Origin of the sequence: Metapseudomonas resinovorans (assembly GCF_002003485.1) — a bacterium.
Classification (GTDB): Bacteria; Pseudomonadota; Gammaproteobacteria; order Pseudomonadales; family Pseudomonadaceae; genus Metapseudomonas; species Metapseudomonas resinovorans_D.
The window spans coordinates 35,921-53,965 of record NZ_BDMA01000028.1 but is presented as its reverse complement, the minus strand read 5'-3'; the positions used below and the strand labels follow the sequence as shown (position 1 = coordinate 53,965).

General features: G+C 65.4%; 15 protein-coding genes. 7 read left to right on the top strand and 8 right to left on the bottom strand.

Features of this window, described 5'->3' with window-relative positions:
- Positions 1-576: 576 nt before the first annotated feature.
- Together MnOB_RS09555 and MnOB_RS09550 are read right to left on the bottom strand one after the other, a co-directional pair.
- On the bottom strand, positions 577-987 hold the full coding sequence (locus MnOB_RS09555; RefSeq protein WP_077523990.1) for a hypothetical protein: 411 nt from the start codon (positions 985-987) through the stop codon (positions 577-579).
- Positions 988-1,016: 29 nt separating this feature from the next.
- The gene (locus MnOB_RS09550; RefSeq protein WP_077523989.1) at positions 1,017-1,499 is read right to left on the bottom strand and encodes a GreA/GreB family elongation factor; all 483 of its coding nucleotides are present in this window, start codon (positions 1,497-1,499) and stop codon (positions 1,017-1,019) included.
- A gap of 574 nt (positions 1,500-2,073) precedes the next feature.
- Here MnOB_RS09550 and MnOB_RS09545 point away from each other — a divergent pair.
- Positions 2,074-2,484: a tetratricopeptide repeat protein gene (locus MnOB_RS09545; RefSeq protein WP_077523988.1), complete on the top strand. Its 411-nt coding sequence runs from the start codon at positions 2,074-2,076 to the stop codon at positions 2,482-2,484.
- A 66-nt stretch (positions 2,485-2,550) separates the two neighbouring features.
- A complete protein-coding gene (locus MnOB_RS09540; RefSeq protein ID WP_077523987.1) occupies positions 2,551-4,029 on the top strand; it encodes a DNA recombination protein RmuC in 1,479 nt (492 codons plus the stop codon).
- Between the two features lie 328 nt (positions 4,030-4,357).
- Here the strand turns inward: MnOB_RS09540 and MnOB_RS09535 are convergent, their stop codons facing one another.
- Both MnOB_RS09535 and MnOB_RS09530 read right to left on the bottom strand, forming a co-directional pair.
- A complete protein-coding gene (locus MnOB_RS09535; protein WP_077523986.1) occupies positions 4,358-5,242 on the bottom strand; it encodes a metal-dependent hydrolase in 885 nt (294 codons plus the stop codon).
- A gap of 10 nt (positions 5,243-5,252) precedes the next feature.
- Positions 5,253-6,188, bottom strand: a complete 936-nt coding sequence (locus tag MnOB_RS09530) for an alpha/beta fold hydrolase (protein WP_077523985.1) — start codon at positions 6,186-6,188, stop codon at positions 5,253-5,255.
- 314 nt (positions 6,189-6,502) lie between these two features.
- On the opposite strand from MnOB_RS09530, the gene MnOB_RS09525 reads away from it, so the two are divergent.
- Positions 6,503-7,312 (top strand): MerR family transcriptional regulator, encoded by an 810-nt coding sequence (locus MnOB_RS09525; protein WP_077524030.1) that lies wholly within the window; start codon positions 6,503-6,505, stop codon positions 7,310-7,312.
- A 4-nt stretch (positions 7,313-7,316) separates the two neighbouring features.
- Here MnOB_RS09525 and MnOB_RS09520 read toward each other — a convergent pair whose 3' ends face one another.
- Both MnOB_RS09520 and MnOB_RS09515 read right to left on the bottom strand, forming a co-directional pair.
- Entirely contained in the window at positions 7,317-8,573 is a 1,257-nt protein-coding gene (locus tag MnOB_RS09520) for an MgtC/SapB family protein (RefSeq protein WP_077523984.1), read from the bottom strand.
- A 165-nt stretch (positions 8,574-8,738) separates the two neighbouring features.
- The gene (locus MnOB_RS09515) at positions 8,739-9,683 is read right to left on the bottom strand and encodes a choline ABC transporter substrate-binding protein (protein ID WP_077523983.1); all 945 of its coding nucleotides are present in this window, start codon (positions 9,681-9,683) and stop codon (positions 8,739-8,741) included.
- 276 nt (positions 9,684-9,959) lie between these two features.
- Here MnOB_RS09515 and MnOB_RS09510 point away from each other — a divergent pair, with 276 nt between their 5' ends.
- Genes MnOB_RS09510 through MnOB_RS09500 form a run of 3 tightly spaced genes read left to right on the top strand, consistent with a single transcriptional unit; the run spans position 9,960 to position 13,866 of the window.
- Positions 9,960-11,129, top strand: coding sequence for an aromatic ring-hydroxylating oxygenase subunit alpha (locus tag MnOB_RS09510; RefSeq protein ID WP_077523982.1), 1,170 nt, complete (start codon positions 9,960-9,962; stop codon positions 11,127-11,129).
- A 22-nt stretch (positions 11,130-11,151) separates the two neighbouring features.
- Entirely contained in the window at positions 11,152-12,807 is a 1,656-nt protein-coding gene (locus MnOB_RS09505; RefSeq protein WP_077523981.1) for a choline dehydrogenase, read from the top strand.
- A 27-nt stretch (positions 12,808-12,834) separates the two neighbouring features.
- On the top strand, positions 12,835-13,866 hold the full coding sequence (locus MnOB_RS09500) for a GlxA family transcriptional regulator (protein ID WP_077523980.1): 1,032 nt from the start codon (positions 12,835-12,837) through the stop codon (positions 13,864-13,866).
- Positions 13,867-14,191: 325 nt separating this feature from the next.
- Here MnOB_RS09500 and MnOB_RS09495 read toward each other — a convergent pair whose 3' ends face one another.
- The gene (locus MnOB_RS09495) at positions 14,192-14,923 is read right to left on the bottom strand and encodes a class II aldolase and adducin N-terminal domain-containing protein (protein ID WP_077523979.1); all 732 of its coding nucleotides are present in this window, start codon (positions 14,921-14,923) and stop codon (positions 14,192-14,194) included.
- A gap of 195 nt (positions 14,924-15,118) precedes the next feature.
- On the opposite strand from MnOB_RS09495, the gene MnOB_RS09490 reads away from it, so the two are divergent.
- Positions 15,119-16,591 (top strand): aldehyde dehydrogenase family protein, encoded by a 1,473-nt coding sequence (locus MnOB_RS09490; protein ID WP_077523978.1) that lies wholly within the window; start codon positions 15,119-15,121, stop codon positions 16,589-16,591.
- A gap of 4 nt (positions 16,592-16,595) precedes the next feature.
- On the opposite strand, the gene MnOB_RS09485 is transcribed toward MnOB_RS09490, so the two are convergent.
- A complete protein-coding gene (locus MnOB_RS09485; protein WP_077523977.1) occupies positions 16,596-17,867 on the bottom strand; it encodes an MFS transporter in 1,272 nt (423 codons plus the stop codon).
- Positions 17,868-18,045 lie beyond the last annotated feature (178 nt).

Sequence of the window (18,045 nt, the reverse complement as noted above, 5' to 3'; positions counted from 1 at the left end):
AGGTCCGGCCTTGACCTCTTTAGGGCAGCTGCGCTGCCCATGGCGATTGAAATCGCCCCTACAACGGGGTGTTCTGCAGGCCATTCTTTTGTGGGAGCGAATTCATTCGCGATTGAAATCGCTCCCACAGGGAAAGGGCGATGGGTATCGCAAGCTCCACCCATCCTACAAACGCGCAGTTCGCCAAAAATGCCGGCACATTGGCGGATTTTGTAGGGGCGAATTCATTCGCCAAGGGAGCGTTTGCGCCCCTTCGCGTAACAAGAAGTTCAGTGCGGAGTAACCGGCGTGTGCTTCGCCTTGTGCCGTCGGAACGAGCGGGCGGAGTGGGGCGGCGAAGGCCGGCTGTGATGATGGTGGTGATGGTGGGAGATTCTGAGCATGGCCCACAGCAGCGCGACCGCTGCCAGCAGCCAACCCATGATCATCAGGGCTATGAAGATTTCGGGACCCATTGCAAACCGCCTCTGGCGCCAAAGTGGAGAGCGCACGCCCTGAGTCTAGCCGGGCCAATGTGACGGCCGCTTGAACCAGACTGCCTTTGGTCGGCTTGAACCAGGGAACCGGACGAGACGCCTATCCGCACTCCTGGTCCATGTTGCGCTTGGCCTTGGCGGTCGGTGCATTGCGGTACTGCTCGGTCCAGAACTGGCACTTGGCGTCGTTCAGCCGACGTTGCTCCTCCAGCCGTTCCAGGCGCTCGTTGTCCGCGCGCTGGGTGGCGTTGTAGTTCTCCTCGTACTTCTGCAGGCGCTCTTCGCCCGAGCCTTGCGGCACTGGCGCAGGCTCGGGTGCCGGTTGCGGGGGGGCGGGTGGCGGCGTGAATACCTGGGCTGTGGGGGCCTCGCCATCAGCCATGTAGAGCTGGTAGCCGAGGTAGGTGGTCAGGCCGATGGCGATGAAACCGAGCCAGACGCCAAGGGCGACGCTGAGGGTCAGGACCAGCGGATTGAAACTGATGCGCAGGATGCGACGTGGGCGAGCCATGGAGCCTCCGAAGCGTGGGGCGGCAGGAATCAGTGTACCTCCAGCACCTCGAAGGTCTGCCGGCTATTGCCGATGGTCAGGGTCACCTCGGCGCCTTCGGCCTTACCCAGCAAGGCCTGGCCCAGCGGCGAGCGGGGGCTGATCACGGTGATTTCCTCACCTTCGTCCACCACTTTAAGGCCCGCGGCCTCGGGACCGAGGAACAGCCGTTGCTCACTGCCGTCTTCCGCCGCCAGCAGCACAAGGGCGCTGAGCTGGATACCGCGCGCCGGGTCGAATGGGCGCAGGTTGAGGTTCTCGAACAGCCCCAGCGCCTGCTTGATCTCGGCGGCACGGCGCGCCTGTCCGGTGGCCAGGTACGAGGCTTCCAGGCCGAGGGTGTCGTACTTGTTCTCGGCGACGTTCTCCTCATGGGTTGCCGCCTCATAGGCGGTTTGCGCCGCGCGCTGCAGCAGCTGCAGGTCGACGGCGAGCTTGTCGAGGATCAGGCGGTGGATGCGGATCTTGTCCATGGGCAGGCGCGTTCGAAGGGGAGGCTGAGCATTCTAAGAGCCTTCATGGGGCGGCGGGAAAGGGGTCCGTACAAGTCGGGGACGAACTTGTGCACAGAGTTGGCGCAGAAGTACGTTCGTACCAGCTTCGGAAAGGGGCCCACAGACCCTTTTTCGTGCCATTCGTCGCCGCCTGGAACGCCCGTGCAACACAGGCTCCAGACGCTTTTCAAAGGGAAATGCCCCGCAACGGGGCAAGCCAGGTCTTGACAGGTTCAAGTTGTGCACAGTCGGGAAGCAGCATCGCAAAACGCCCTCGAAAAGCTCCGTAAGCGCTTGATTCTCAGCGATCTATACGTAACTACATGAAAAATAAGGAATTTTATAATTGGTGAAAAAATCATCAGTTTGAACGGAGGCCACGATCCATGAGCACTTGGTGACGTTTCGAGCATCTTCTTCACAGAGTTATCCACAGCTTCTGTGGATTGTCCCGAGCAGTTGCTCTAGAACGCGACCTGCGGCAATTGCAAGACTTTACCTGCCAAAAAAAAGGAGTAGAGTTGCGCGCCTTTCCGGCCACCAGCCCTGTTTCATGAAGTACCGCGTCCCCGCCCAATCCGTTTCCAATCAGCAAACCCTGCCGACCCGCGTCGCCCTCTGGTTGCTGGACAGCCCGCGCCTGGGCCAGGCGCCTAGCGTGAAACGCATCGCCGGCAACCTGCTCAAACAACCGGCGCGAGAAGGCGTGGTCGCGGCGCAGAGCCGCCTGGGTCAGATGCTCTGCCGCGACTGCGGCAACCAGCGTGACCGCCGCATCGGCCTGGACCTGCTGCGCCAAGCCGCCCGCGCTGGCGACCGCCGCGCGCAACTCGAACTGGGTCGCCTGTGCAGCCAGCCGCGCATCAACGAGCCGGAACAGGCCCGACACTGGCTGGAACAGGCCGCCGCCCAGGGTTCCCACGAAGCCAAACGCCTGCTCGGCAGCCTCTCGCTGCAACCCTGATCGAGTCGCCCTGATCGCGCCCCGCGCCGCTGGGTATACTCCCGGCATTCCAGCGCGGAGCCGCTCATGCCCCTAGATATCCCCAACCTGTTGATCGGCCTGTTGGCTGCCGCCGTGCCCCTGCTGGGTCTGGCCTGGCAGCAGCAACGCAAGCTCACTGCCCTGCAAACCGAACAGACGCTGCTTGAAGAGCGCCTGGCCAATGCCCAACTGGCCCAGGACGGCCTCGCCGTGCAACTGGATGACAGTCGCGACGAGAACCGTGAACTCAACCACCTCAATGCTGCCCAGCAGGCCGAGCTGGCGGCCCTGCGGCGTGAGGCCGAATTGCTCGGCGTGGAACGCCAGAGCGCCCGCGAAGCGTTGCTGGCCTGGAACCAGGAGCGCGAGCGCAAGGATGCCGAACTGCGCCGCCTGGATGCTGATCGCGCCGGTCTGGAGGCTGAACTGCGCGAGCAGCGCGAGGCCCATGAACAGCGCCTCGGTGACTTGCAGGCGGCCCGCGATGATCTGCGTGCGCAGTTCGCGGAACTGGCCGGGAAGATTTTCGATGAGCGCGAGCAGCGTTTCGCCGAAACCAGCCAGCAGCGTCTTGGCCAGTTGCTCGACCCGCTCAAGGAGCGCATCCAGGCTTTCGAGAAGCGGGTGGAAGAAAGCTATCAACAGGAAGCCCGCGAGCGTTTCTCCCTTGGCAAGGAACTGGAGCGTCTGCAACAGCTCAACCAGCGCCTGGGCGATGAAGCCACCAACCTCACCCGCGCCCTGAAGGGCCAGAAGACCCAGGGCAACTGGGGCGAACTGGTGCTGGAACGGGTACTGGAGCATGCCGGCCTGGAGAAGGGGCGCGAGTACCAGACCCAGGTCAGCCTGAAGAGCGCCGAGGGCGAGCGTTTCCAGCCCGACGTACTGATCCAGTTGCCGGGAGACAAGCAGGTCGTCGTGGACGCGAAAGTCAGCCTGACTGCCTACCAGGCCTTGATCGCCGCCGAAGACGAAGCGACCCGCAGCCTGGCACTGAAGCAACACGTGCTGTCTTTGCGCAGTCACCTGAAAGGTTTGTCGGTAAAGGATTACCAGCGCCTGGAGGGCCTGCACAGCCTCGACTTCGTGCTGCTGTTCGTGCCCATCGAAGCGGCTTTCGCCGCCGCCTTGCAGGCTGATCCGGGCCTGTTCCAGGAAGCCTTCGAGCAACACATCGTGATCGTCAGCCCGACCACCTTGCTGGCTACCCTGCGGGTGATCGACAGCCTCTGGCGCCAGGAGCGGCAAAGCCAGAACGCCCGCGAGATCGCCGAACGCGCCGGGGCGCTGTATGACAAGTTCGTCGCCTTCGTCCAGGACCTGGATGAAATGGGCAGCCGTCTGCAACAGCTCGACAAGGCTTACGCCAATGCCCGCAACAAGCTGGTGGATGGCCGCGGCAACCTGATCAGCCGCGTGGAAAACCTCAAGCTGCTCGGCGCCCGTGCCAGCAAGAGCATTCCCAATGATCTGCTGGAAAGGGCGGCCGGTTTGCCGCTGCTGGATGAGCAGTTCGAGGGGTGAGCCCGTAGGGCAGGCCTGCGGCCTGCTTGGCGAATGAATTCGCCCCTACAGAATTGCGCCGGAGGTGGGCCGGGAGTCACCCCTCTCCTCTTCAGGGAGAGGGGCCGGGGGTGAGGGTTGCCACCGGCTGGCACGGTGCTCTGCCATTTCGCGAATGAATTCGCTCCCACAGGGAAGTGCCCAGGCTAACGCCGGCACGGACAGCCCCCTCTCCCTCTGGGAGAGGGTTGGCGGGGTTTGCTCGGCGTCTGGACGTGTTGGGCCTCGCAGGCTCGGACCGACCTACGGGGCCGCTGCGCGGCCCTTGGCGAATGAATTTGCCCCAGTCTTAGCTCGCCACCTCCGCCGCCGCCCGTTGCGCCGCCGGCGAACTCGCCAGGTAATCCAGCGCCACCTGCAGGTCCCCTTCGGTGCGTGGATGGAAGTCCGGTCGGAAGTAGCGCAGTACCGCCACGCCGATGCTGCCCATCGGCGGCAGCATGTCGCGCTTGCCCAGGGCGCGCCAGAGACGCAGGAAGCCGCGGTGGCTGCGAGTGGCCGGGTCCTGGCGCATCAGCGTGTGCATGGAGCGGCTGAACAGGAAGATCAGCGCGCCGCTGGCCACCAGCATGTAGAGCCAGCGCATCAGCAGGCTGCCCTTGAGATGCACGTGCAGGTCGTGGGCCACGCAGCGGTGCTCCACTTCCTCGGCGCCGTGCCAGCGCAACAGGTCGAGCATCACCGGGTCGGCAGCGTCCAGGCTGCGGGTGGTGATGATCCAGTTGCCCAGCACGCACGTGAAATGCTCCACCGCGGCGATCAGCCCGACCCGTTGGCGCAGCCACCAGGGTTGTAGCCAGCGGGTAATGGTGCTTTCGCCCAGGGGGTAATCACACAGCACCTTCTCGAACAGCCAGTAGATCCCTCGGGTGAAGGGCGTCGGGTCGATGCCGTGGCGTTCCAGATAGGGCGCCAGCGCACTGTCGTGGGCGCGGGCGTGCTGCGCTTCCTGGCGCACGAAACCGCGCACGTCCTCGCGTAGCTGCTCATCGGTAATCAGCGGTAGGGCCTTGTTGTAGACCCGGCAGAACCAGAATTCCCCCGCCGGCAGGATCAGGTGCAGGGTGTTCATGATGTGCGAGGCCTCCGGCTCGCCCGGCACCCAGTGCAACGGCGTGTCGGCGAAATCGAAGCGCACCTTGCGCTGCTCGAGGCGATGATGCGGTGGGTTCACGGAAGACTCCTCAGGCAGGCAGGCCCAGCTGCACGGCGCGGCTGGTGTCACCACTTTCCAGGTGGCTGACGAATTCACGGAGCCAACCCGCCAGGCGAGTGGGGTCGGCCATCAGTTGCCAGTGCCCGGCGGCCACTTCGCGGCGCCACAGCCGGGGCGCCCAATGCTGCAGGTCCTGGAAGAGCTGCGGGCGCACGAAACGGTCGCGGGTGGGGACAATCAACTGCACCGGCACATCGGTGCGACGCAGGCGCGGTCGGAACAGGCTGGTGATGAAGTTGGCGCGGTAAAGCTTGACGCCATGCTGGCCATCAGACTCCTGCGTCGGATTGGGGCGCGATTCGCGTACACCTTCCAGCCGCTGCAACAGGGTCGGCCAGGCGCGGGCGAGTCCGGTGCGCCAGAGCAGTTCCGGCACCAGCGGGGTGTGGAAGAAACCGATGTACCAGGAGCTGACCAGTTGCCCGATCACCCGCCCGAGCGCACTCACGCGTCTTTCTTTCAGGCGGGCGCGCATCCAGTGGCCCACATGGTCGAGGCAAGGGCCGGAGATCGTCGTGTAGGAAGCCAGCAGCGGCTGGATGCGAGGTTCGGTCACCGCTTCCCAGGACTGGATCGAGCCCCAGTCATGGGCCACCAGATGCACCGGGCGATCCGGGCTGGCGACCCTGACGACGGCCTCCAGGTCATTGGCCAGCCTGGCCAGTCGATAGTCCCGGGTCTTGCGCGGGATGTCCGAGGCACCGGCGCCGCGCACGTCGTAGGCGATGATCTGGTGATCCACGGCCAACTCACGGATCAGCGGCAACCAGACGGCATGATTGTCCGGGTAGCCATGCACCAGCAGCAGGGTCGGGCCGCTGGCATTGCCCCAGCGGTAAGCGGCCAGTTCAACGCCGTCGCCCATTACGGTGAAGCGTTGGGGTTCCAGCGCTGGTGCGTTCATCGGGTCACCTGCCGGGAGGGCTCGGCGCGGTCTTGGGCAATGAGGACTGGCATGGGGATCTCCGTGTCATGACTGTTACATCACTCGATGTCACGGTCATTCTTGAACAGGAAATCCGCCCCTGGCCAGAGACTGGCCGTAGTCATCGAAAGGGCTGTTACCGCGTTACCTGATGCTGGAGAAGCCCGGATCAGAGCGGTTCTTAGAGGATTCTGGCGCTACGCGACGCAGCTCGGCATGGCAAGTCCAGCCAATGGTTGGGCCATTCCGGCCCCTGTTGTTGGGGGAAGAGGGGCGGCGATATGATCCGGCCCATGAAAAATGTCCCCTCCTTTCTCGCCAAGCTCCTCAACCCGTCCGCCGAGGCCCATGGCGCGCCAGACGCCGAGTACACGGTGGATGAACTGGCCGTCGAGGCCGGTACCACCGTGCGCAATCTGCGCGCCTACCAGGACCGCGGCCTGCTGCCGCCGCCGGAGCGTCGCGGGAGGGTGGGTATCTACAACGGCGAGCACCTGGCGCGGTTGCGGCTGATCGGCCAGTTGCTGGAGCGTGGCTACAGCATCGCCAGCATTCGCGAGCTGCTGGACGCCAGGGAGCAGGGCCGGGACCTCGCCCATGTGCTGGGGCTGGAGCAGGCCATAGTCGGCGCCTGGAACCTGGTGGAGCCCACGCGGCTGGGCTTCGACGAAGTGCAGGCGCTGTTCGGCGCCGACCTCACCGACGACAACATGGACCGCGCCCGCGAACTGGGACTGATCGAGTTCGCCGGCGATCACTTGCGGGTGCTCAATCCACGGGTGTTCGGCGCGGGTGTGCAGCTTTACCGCTCCGGGATTCCGCTGGACGTGTTGCTGGACCAGTTCGCCGCCATCCGCCGCCAGGTGGAGCCGGTTTCGGCCGGCATCGTGCGGATGATCGTCGCGCATCTGGTCAACCCGCTACTCTCCAACAGCCTGCCCCACGTCAGCGAACTGGACGAGCTCAATCGCCAATTGCTCGCGCTGCGTCCGTTGGTGGAACAGGTGGTGGACAGCGAGCTGGCGCGAGGGCTGCAACTCTCGGCCAACCAGGAACTGGGCGAGCGTGTTGGTGAGCTGCTGAAGGGCTTCCTCAAGCGCTGAATCCCTAAACCATCAGCAAGGCCACCGTACCCGCCAGCAGGCCGCCACCGATGAAGGGGAAGGTGCGCAGCGCCAGCCCTTTGCCGCCGATTACCGCAATCAATCCGGCCTTCACCAGGCTGTTGCTCAGCACCGCCAGGAAGATGCCGCGCACGGCGACTTCGGCCTCCAGTTCACGGTTGGCGCCCCGCGCCAGGGACAGGGTGATGGCATCCACGTCGGTGAGGCCCGAAAGCAGCGAGACCAGGTAGACGCCAACGTCCCCCAGGTAACGCCGGGCGGCCTCCACCAGAAGCAGGATCAGCGCCAGCAGGGCCGCGAAGCGCAGGGCAGGGCCCAACTCGAAGGGGTTCTTCAGCGGCGGCTCCGCGTTGGGCGATTCGCGGTTGGCCGCGACTCGCCAGAAAAACAGTGCCCCCGCTGCATAGACCAGCGCCGCGATACCCAGCGGCCAGGCCAGGCGCGACAGCAGGGCCGGGTTCACCAGCCCTACCTCAAGCAGCACGCGGGGAAACATCAGCGCCGACGTAGCCAGAAGGCCCGCCGCCAGCAACGGGCGCAGGGCCCGGTGCTCCTGCAGGTGGGACAGGGTGATGGTCATGGCGGTGGAGGACACGGTGCCGCCGAGCAAGGCGGTCAGCAGCAACCCGCGCTGGGTGCCCACCAGGCGGATGGCGAAGTAGGCGGCGAAGCCCAGCGCGGCGATCAGCACCACCATCCACCAGGTGGCATAGGGATTGAACACCTCCCAGGGACCGTAGCCCTTGTTGGGCAGGATCGGCAGCAGCACCACCGAGATGAACAGCAGCTTGAGGGCGGCCAGCAGTTCCTCCTCGCTGAGCCGCTGCAGGGCGTGGTTCAGGGCATCCTTCAGGCTAAGCAGCAGCGCAACCACGACTGCACCGGCGCCGGACAGCACGTGGTGGCCGGCAACCGCCAGGCTGCCGAGCAGGAAGGTGATCAGCAACGCCAGCTCGGTGGAGAGCCCGAGGTCGCCGATATACACCAACTCGCCAAAGTAGGAGGCGATGACCAGCACGGCGAAGCAAGCGAAGATCGCCACCCAGACCGCCGTGCCGAACTGCTCGCCAAGGAAGGAGGCGAATCCGCCGAGCAGTCCGGTGAGACCGAACGAGCGGATGCCGGCAACCAGTCGCAGCGCTTCCTTGTTGCGCTCGCGCCAGCCGCGTTCGGCGCCTATCAACAAGCCGACGGCAAGGGCACTGGCGAAATCGAGCAGGACTTCCGTGGCGTCAGGCATGGCGCTTCCTTTCGGTGGGAATGGAAGCAGTCTAGACGGCGGAGAATTCTTGAGGAGCATCTCGCATCTGTAGGGTGCGCCGTGCGCACCTTGTGGGAGCGAATTCATTCGCGAAACAGGCGTTGCTGCGAGCGCCGATGCGGTGCGCGCAGCGCACCCTACGGGCTACAGCCCCAGGCTTCCTTTCACCGCCGGCAGCGCCTCCGCCCCGTCGTAGGTCGTCACCCCCGCCAGCCACTGCTCCAGCACCTGCGGGTTGGCTTTCAACCAGGCCTTGGCAGCCGCTTCGGGTTGTTCTTTCTCGTCGAGAATGGCGCCCATGATCTGGTTTTCCATGGCCAGGCTGAACTCCAGATTCTTCAGCAGGGCGCCGACATTGCCGCACTCCGCGCTGTAGCCCTTGCGGGTGTGGGTATCCACTACTGCGCTGCCGAAGTTGGGGCCGAAGCTGGCGTCACCGCCGCTGAGGTAGCGAATGGCGAACTTCGTGTTCATCGGGTGCGGCTCCCAGGCCAGGAATACCACCGGCTTCTGTGCCTGCACGGCGCGGCGCACCTGCACCAGCATGCCGGCCTCGCTGGACTCGACCAGCTTGAAGCCGTTGAGGCCGAACTGGCCCTTGTCGATCAACCCCTGAATCAGCAGGTTGCCGTCGTTGCCGGGTTCGATGCCGTAGATGTGCCCCTCCAGTTGCTGGCGGAAACGGCCGATGTCCTTGAAGTCCTTCAGGCCGGCATCGAAGGTGTATTCCGGCACCGCCAGGGTGTACTTGGCGCCCAGCAGGTTGGTGCGCACTTTCTCCACGCTGCCTTTCTCCAGGAAGGGCTTGGCGATCACTTCCATCGAGGGCATCCAGGCGCCCAGATAGACATCGATATTGTTCTTCTCCATGCCCATGTAGGCCATGGGAATGGAAGCCAGCTGGGTCTGTGGCTTGTAGCCCAGTCCCTTGAGCAAGGTGCTGGCCAGGCCGGTGGTGGCGGAGATATCGGCCCAGCCGACCTCCGCCATGCGCACGGTCTGGCAACTGGCGGGCTCGGCCGCCGGAGTGGTGAGCGAGTAGCTGGTGAGCAGGGATGCAGCGAGCAGGCACAGGACTTTCTTCGACATGGTTGACGCTCCTATCGGGCGGCTACGGCAGAAGTCAGCGGGATGCTGTGGGGCTCTTCAGGCCCCTTCGCCTGCCCGAGCATAGGAGGGGTGGAACCTGCCACTTGATGGGAAACGACATCTTCTGCCGCAGCCAGGAACAGCGGGGGAGGGTGTTGATCTTTTGCGCTGGCAACTCGTCGCTTGACGTCAATTCCGCCGAATTCCGCTCCCCTAGATTGGCTCCCAAAGCAGGCCGCCGAGCCGCACGAACAACACCTGGGAGGAGTACCGATCATGCAATCTGTCGAAGCCATCAAGCTGCAAACTTCCATCGAAGGCTGGGCCGAGCAGGACCCCGAAACCGCCTTCACCCTGCCGTCGCGCTATTTCCTCGATGAGAGCCTGTTCAAGGCCGAACGCGACCGCATCTTCATGCACGCCTGGCACGTTGCCGGGCACAAGAGCGAGTTCCGCGAGCCGGGCCAGTACGTGGTTGTGGATATGTTCGATCAGAGCGTGGTGGTGGCGCGCAGCATGAAGGGCGAGATCCGTGCCTTCCACAACGTCTGCCAGCACCGCGGCAACCGCCTGCTGGAAGGCCGTCGCGGCGCCACCGGCGGCGTGGTGCGCTGCGCCTACCACTCCTGGTGCTACGAGATGGACGGCAGCCTGCGCAGTGCGCCGCGTTGCGAGCGCATGAAGGACTTCGAGCTGCAGCAATTCAACATCCCGCAGGTGCGGGTGGAGGAACTGGGCGGCTTCATCTACTTCAACCTCGATCCCAATGCGCCGTCCCTGGCCGAGCTGTTCCCCGGTGCCGATGAGGAAATGCACCGCGTGTTCCCAGACCTTGAACGCATGCGTCTGATCGAGGAGCAGGACGTGATCGTGCCGGCCAACTGGAAGGTGATCATGGACAACTCCATCGAGGGCTATCACTTCAAGCTGTCCGGGCCCTGCCACATCGACCTGGCCAAGCTGATCGACTTCAAGGGTTACCGCCTGACCAAGCGCGACAACTGGTGGACCTACATCGCCCCGGCCAACCTCCAGGCCGGCGAAGCCTACGGGGTCAAACTGCGGGAAGACCTGAACCCGAACGAGTGCTTCTTCAACATCGGCATGTGGCCGAACAACACCTTCTACACCTTCCCGTTCTCCGAGTTCCTCGGCACTTTCATCATGATTCCGCTGGATGCCGAGCGCTCCCTGCTGCGCTTCGGCTACTACAGCTCGAACGAGGAGACAGCGGAGGTCAGCAAGGCCTGCATGCGCTGGATGAACGAAGAGCTGGGGCCGGAAGACATCGAGCTCAACATCACCGTGCAGAAGGGGCTGCACTCCCTCGGCTACGACCAGGGCCGCTACATGATCGACGCCCAGCGTAGTAACGAGAGCGAGCACCTGGTGCATCACTTCCACCGCCTGGTGTTCCAGGGCATCCACGGCGAGGAGCGGGCCTGAGCCCGCTTCCGGAGAACGTGCCATGTCCGAGTTCGATTACCTGATCGTCGGCGCCGGCTCCGCCGGCTGTGTGCTGGCCAACCGCCTGGGCGCCGAGCCCGGTGTGAAGGTGTTGGTGCTGGAAGCCGGGCCGCTGGACCAGAGCTGGACCATCGACATGCCTTCGGCCGTGGGCATCGTCGTTGGCGGTAGTCGCTACAACTGGAGCTACAGCACCGAGCCCGAGCCCTGGCTGGACAACCGCCGCATCGGTACCCCGCGCGGGCGTACCCTGGGCGGCTCCTCGTCCATCAACGGCATGGTCTACATCCGTGGCCATGCCCGCGACTACGACAGCTGGGCTGAGCAGGGCTGCGAAGGCTGGAGCTACCAGGAAGTGCTGCCCTACTTCATCCGCGCTGAGAACCATGAGCACGGCGCCGATGCCTACCATGGCGACGCCGGACACCTGCACGTGACTGCGGGCAATATCGACACGCCGCTCTGTTCCGCCTTCGTCCAGGCCGGCGTGGACGCGGGTTACGGGCAGAGCCGCGACCTCAACGGCTACCGCCAGGAAGGTTTCGGTCCGGTGGATCGCACCACCCGCAAAGGCAAGCGCTGGAGCACCGCCCGGGGCTACCTGGCCGAGGCGCTGCAACGTGGCAACGTTACGGTCGCCACTGGTGCGCTCAGCCTGCGCATTCTCTTCGAGGGGCGCCGCGCCTGCGGCATCGAGTACGAGCAGAACGGAGAGGTGCACCAGGCCCGCGCCCGCCGCGAAGTGATCCTCTCCGCCGGGGCGATCAACTCGCCGCAATTGCTGCTGCTTTCCGGCGTTGGCCCCGCGGAGGAAATCCGTGCCCATGGCCTTCCGGTCGTGCATGACCTGCCCGGTGTTGGCCGGCGCCTCAACGATCACCCGGACACGGTGGTGCAGTACCTGTGCAAGCAACCGGTGTCCATCTACCCCTGGACCCGCGCGCCGGGAAAATGGTGGATCGGCGCGCGCTGGTTCGTCAGCCACGACGGCCTGGCCGCCAGTAACCATTTCGAGGCCGGGGCCTTCATTCGTTCGCGTGCGGGCGTCGAGCACCCGGACCTGCAACTCACCTTCATGCCCCTCGCGGTACAACCGGGCAGCGTCGACCTCGTGCCATCGCACGCCTTCCAGATCCATATCGACCTGATGCGCCCCACCAGCCTCGGTAGTGTCACCCTGCGCGGCGCCGATCCACGCTTGTCGCCGCGCATCCAGTTCAACTACCTGAAGACCGAGCAGGACCGCGCCGACATGCGTGCCGGTGCGCGGCTGGTGCGGGAAATCATCGAGCAGCCGGCCATGCGTGCGCTGAAAGGCAAGGAGCTGGTGCCGGGGCCGGATAACCTCAGTGACCGGGCGCTGGACGCCTGGGCCCGGCGCGTGACCGAGACCGGTTACCACGCCAGCGGCACCTGCAAGATGGGGCCGGCGTCCGATCCCGAGGCGGTGGTCGATCCGGAACTGCGGGTGCATGGCTTGGAGGGCCTGCGGGTGGTGGATGCGTCGATCATGCCGATCATCGTCAGTGGCAACACGAACGCGCCAACCGTGATGATCGCGGAGAAGGCCAGCGATATGATCCGGGGCCAGGCACCCCTGCCTGCGGCCGGGGTTCCGGTGTGGACCCATTCGGATTGGCGTGGACAGCAACGATAACCAGAGCACTCAAGAGAGGTGCCGAACGTGGAAGGCCTGAACACCCGGGAACGCCCGCTGGCCGGCGACAGCACACTGCGCGTCGGCCTGTTGCTGTTGCCGTCATTCCCCAGCCTGGGATTGGCGGCTGTCGCCGAACCGCTGGCCATCGCCAACTGGCTGAGTCAGAAGCCGCTGTTCCAGTGGACCCTGTTGTCGCTGGACGGCCAGCCGGTACAGGCCAGCAATGGCCTGTCGAGCCAGGTGGAGGCGGGCATCAGCCCGGAGCAGGAGTTCGACCTCTGTTTCGTCATCGCCAGCTTCGATGTGCACCGGCACCGCCGCAATAACCTGCTGAAGAGCTGGCTGCGCAAGCAGGCGCTGTTCGGCGCCGTGCTGGTGGGAGTGGAAACCGGCACCGAGCTGCTGGCCGCCGCTGGTGTGCTGGACGGCTATGACGCCGCCGTGCACTGGGACAACCTGCCGGGTTTCCAGGAGAGTTATCCCAAGGTGCGCTCCCGCGCCCAGCTCTATTGCCTGGATCGCCAGCGTCTGACTTGCGCCGGTGCCGCCGCCACCCTGGACATGATGTTGACCTGGCTGGGCAGCCGGGTCGACGCTGACCTGTCCCGGGAGATCGGCATGCACCTGCTGGTGGGGCAGGTGCGTGCGCCGACGGAGAGCCAGCTGGACGATGGCCAGAAGGGCGAACCGCTGCACGAGGGCAAGCTGCGCCGCGCCGTCAGGCTGATGGAACAGACCCTGGAAGAACCCCTGGACTGCGAGGCCATCGCCAGCCGCGTCGGCCTGTCGCGCCGGCAACTGGAGCGCCAGTTCAAGCAGCACACCGGGCTCTCGCCGCTGAAGTACTACATCGCCCTGCGTCTGGCCCGTGCCCACAACCTGCTGCAACAGACCAACCTCAGCGTTGCCCAGGTGGCCGCCAGCTCCGGCTTCGGTTCCCTGGAGCATTTCTCTCGCGCCTACCGCGCCCGCTTCGGTTGTCCTCCCAGCGAAGACCGCAGCCAGACCTGGACCGCCCCGGTGATGCGCCAGCCGCTGACGCGGCAGGGGGCGTAGGGAAGGGCGGATCTGCGATCTGCTTTAGCGATTGAAATCGCCCCCACAGAGATTCCAATCCGAGCGCGGACAGCTCCCTCTCCCTTCGGGAGAGGGTTGGGGTGAGGGGAGTAGGCCCCGCTCGAACTCCCAAGGGCAGACCTTCGGCCTGCTTGGCGAATGAATTCGCCCCTACAGGTAGTGCGCGGAACTGCCAGTGTGAGTCACCCCTCGCCCGCTTGCGGGGTGAAGAGGCACGCTTTCAGAAGCACCGCTTCTGGTGCCGATGAACGACTGAGCGCGAAGCGATCAGGCCGGGGCGCAGAGCGGGGGCCGGGGGAGAGGGCTACAACCGATACTCCACCTCTTCCCGATCCAGCATCCGCCTGAGCGCCGCAAAGTGCTTCTCGGCGAAGTCCGGATACTCCAGCCATTGCCGCGCCGTCTTGCGCGCCACCTCGTCGCTGGCGATGCGCAACGGTCGGCCGGTGGCCAGTGCGGTGATGTAGGTCTCGCAGGCGCGCTCGAAGTAGTAGAGGTCGTCGAAGGCCTGGGCCACGCTGGTGGCGGCGACCATCACGCCGTGGTTACCCATCAGCAGCACCGGCTTGCCGTCGAGCAGGCGGCTGACCCGTTCCGCTTCATCGCCCAGGCCCATGCCGTCGAAGCCCTCGTCTATCGCTACCCGTTCGAAGAAGCGCATGCAGTTCTGCTCGATTGGCGGCAGGTGCGAGTCGGCCAGGCAGGCCAGGGCGGTGGCGTACTTCGAGTGGGTGTGCAGCACGCAGCGTGCCTGGGGTTGGTTGCGGTGCAGGGCGCCGTGCAGGGCCCAGGCGGTGATGTCCGGGGCGTCGGGACGGTCGAGGGTGCTCGGGTCGTCGGCGTCCACCAGGATCAGGTCGCTGGCGCGGATTTCCGAGAAGTGCTTGCCGTAGGGGTTGATCAGGAACTGCCGGCCATCGGCGGACACCGCCAGGCTGAAATGGTTGGCGATCGCCTCGTGCAGCCCCAGGCGGGCGGCCCAGCGAAAGGCGCAGGCGAGGTCGATCCGCGCCTGCCAGTGATCGAGCTTGTCCATGGGGTCTCCATGCGGGGTGGGTTGCTGGGTTCGAGTCTAGGGAGCCGGAGTCGGGCGACTTGATGCGGAACGACTTCTGCTGGCGCGTTCGTTCAACCGACGCAATGCGCCAGGGTTTCGCCGCATTCCATCAACCACCACCTGGCCGGCTGGCTGACAGTGACGCCACCTTCAATCCGAACCCAGGAGATACCCATGGCGAACCATCAACTCTTCATCGACGGCCAGTGGCGTGATCCCGTCGAACCCCGACTGCGAGCAGTGCTCAACCCTGCCAACGAGGTGGAGCTGGCACAGGTGGCGGTCGCCGCTGCGGCGGATGCCGACCTGGCGATCGATGCTGCGCGCCGTGCCTTCGATCAGGGTGAATGGCCCTGGCTCGGTGTCTGCGAGCGGGCCGCGATCCTGCGGCGTATCGCCGACTCAATCGAGGTCGATGGCGCGCACCTGGCACGCCTGGAAACCCTCAATGCCGGCAAGACCCTCGGCGAGAGCCAGGGTGACGTGGCCAGTGTGGTGGCAACCTTCCGCTTCTATGCCGCCTTGCTGGAAGGCGAGGGCGGGACGGTCAACACCCACGCGCCCGCCCATGTCATCAGCCTCAACCAGCGCGAGCCGGTGGGTGTCTGCGCACTGATCGCGCCCTGGAACTATCCGCTGCTGCAACTGGCCTGGAAGGTCGCCCCGGCCCTCGCCGCCGGCAACACCCTGGTGGTCAAGCCGAGCAGCCTGACGCCGCTGACCGCCTTGCGCTTGTGCGAGCTGATCGAGCAAGTGGGTTTGCCGGCGGGTGTGTTCAACCTGCTCACCGGCCCGGGTGAGATCGGCGAGCGGCTGGCCGCGAGCCCGGATGTCGACCTGGTGTCCCTGACCGGAGGCGCAACGGCAGGCGGCAAAGTGATGCGCGCGGCCAGTGGCAACTTCAAGCGGGTGGCTCTGGAGCTGGGCGGCAAGAATCCCAACATCGTCTTCGCCGATGCCGATTTCGAAGTGGCGCTGGACCAGGCGCTCAACGCCGTTTACTTCAACGCCGGCCAGGTCTGCTCGGCGGGTTCTCGACTGTTGGTGGAAGCTGGCATCCATGATGATTTCGTCCAGGCGCTGGCCGACCGGGTGCGGCGCATTCGCCTGGGCGACGGGCTGGCCGACGGTACGCAGATGGGGCCGGTGATCTCCGCCAGCCAGCGCGATCAGGTTCTGGGCATGGTGAACGGCGCGCTGGAAGAAGGCGCCCAGCTCCTGGCCGGCGGGCGGATTCCGCAGGGCGAGGGTTTTGAGCGGGGCTTCTGGCTGGAGCCCACGTTGCTGGGCAAGGTGCGCGCGGGAATGCGTATCGCCCGCGAGGAAATCTTCGGCCCGGTGATCACGGTGGAGCGCTTCGAGGGTGAGGCCGAGGCACTGCAACTGGCCAATGACACGCCCTTCGGCCTGGCTGCCGGTGTCTGGACCCGCGACCTCGCCAAGGCCCATCGCGTGGCTCGCCAGCTGCGGGCCGGCACGGTGTGGATCAACGACTACAACGCCGCCTTCCCCCAGGCGCCCTGGGGTGGCTACAAGTCCAGCGGGATTGGTCGTGAGCTGTCGCGGGCCGGGCTGGAGGAGTTCAGCGAGCTCAAGCATCTCTACCTGAACACCAGCCCGGCGGCGTTGAACTGGTTTGGCGTGTAAAGCCTCAACCGGCCAGCGCTGCGCGTCGCCCGCGCTCCAGGCGCACGCTGGCCAGAAGCAGCAGCCCGACGACGAAATAGCTGCCGGTGATCAGCATGGCCAGGCGGTGGTCGCCGCCGGACAGCCAACTGGCCAGGCCATAGGTCATTGGGCCGAGGATGGCGGAGAGTTTCACCGCCTGGCCCCAGAGCCCGTAGAACTCCGCCAGCCGCGTGGGCGGGGCTAGCAGGCCGACGATGGCACGCCCCGCCGACTGGCTGGCACCCATGCACAGGCCGGCGATATTGGCGGCGGCCCAGAACAGGGTCGGGCCGCTGGCCAGCCAGATCATGCCGACCATGGCCAGCCAGCCCAGCAAGGTCAGCGCCAGGGTGGGGCGATGGCCGATGCGATCCTGCAGCCAACCGAACAGCACGGCCCCGATCGAAGCGGTGATGTTGACGACGAAGATCAGCAGCAAGGTGTCCTGGGTGTTGAACCCCATCACCTGGTTGGCGTAGATGGCGGCCAGGCTGATCACCGCGGCGATACCCGCCTGGTAGCAGACCGTGCAGGCCAGGAACCGCATCAGGTCGCGGTAGTGTCTGGCTTCGCGCATGGTCTGGGCGAAGCGTGCCCAGGCGCCGCCCGTCACGGCAGGTTGCGGCTGGCTGCGCTCCTTCAGGTAGAGGAAGGTCGGCGTGCTGGCGAGGGCGAAGAGCAGGGCGGTGATGACCACGCACACCGGCACGAACTGTGCGGCAGTCTGTCCCTGCCCCTGGGCCCAGCTGACATAGCCCAGGCAGGCACCGAGGCTGACCAGCCCGCCGATGTAACCCAGCCCCCAGCCCCAACCGGACACCCGGCCCAGTGCATTATCGCGAGCGAGTTCGGGAAGGAAGGCGGCGATCAGGTTTTCCCCGGTGCCGAAGCAGAAGTTCGACAGCACCACGAACAACACCGCCAGGGCCATGGCGCCCGGTCCGGCCAGGGCCAGCGCGGCGGTAAAAATCACGCAGCCGAGGGTGCTGAACAGCAGCAGGCGTTTCTTGCGTGCAGTGGCGTCTGCATAGGCACCGATCAGTGGCGCGGTGAGAATCACCAGGGCATAGGAAATGGCCAGCGTAGTGGTCCAGGCCAGGGTGCCCCAGGGTTTGCCTTCGGCCACGACGGCGACGAAGTAGGCATTGAAAACGGCGGTGATGATCACCGTGGTGTAGCCGGAATTGGCGAAGTCGAACATCGCCCAGGCCCAGATTTCCCGGCGTGTCACACCGGTGGCGAGGCTGGATCGCATGGCGCTTTTCCCCCTGTCGAGCGTCCCGGAGAGCCTAGCCCCGAGCGGGCCATCCCGCGACCGTGGTGCCTCGTGTCACGTCCTGGGGCGAATGATGGGGGTCACCATTTGGGGGGCCGGAATAGCGCCGATGGCTTTTCCTGTAGGGGCGAATTCATTCGCCAGGCAGGCCAACGGC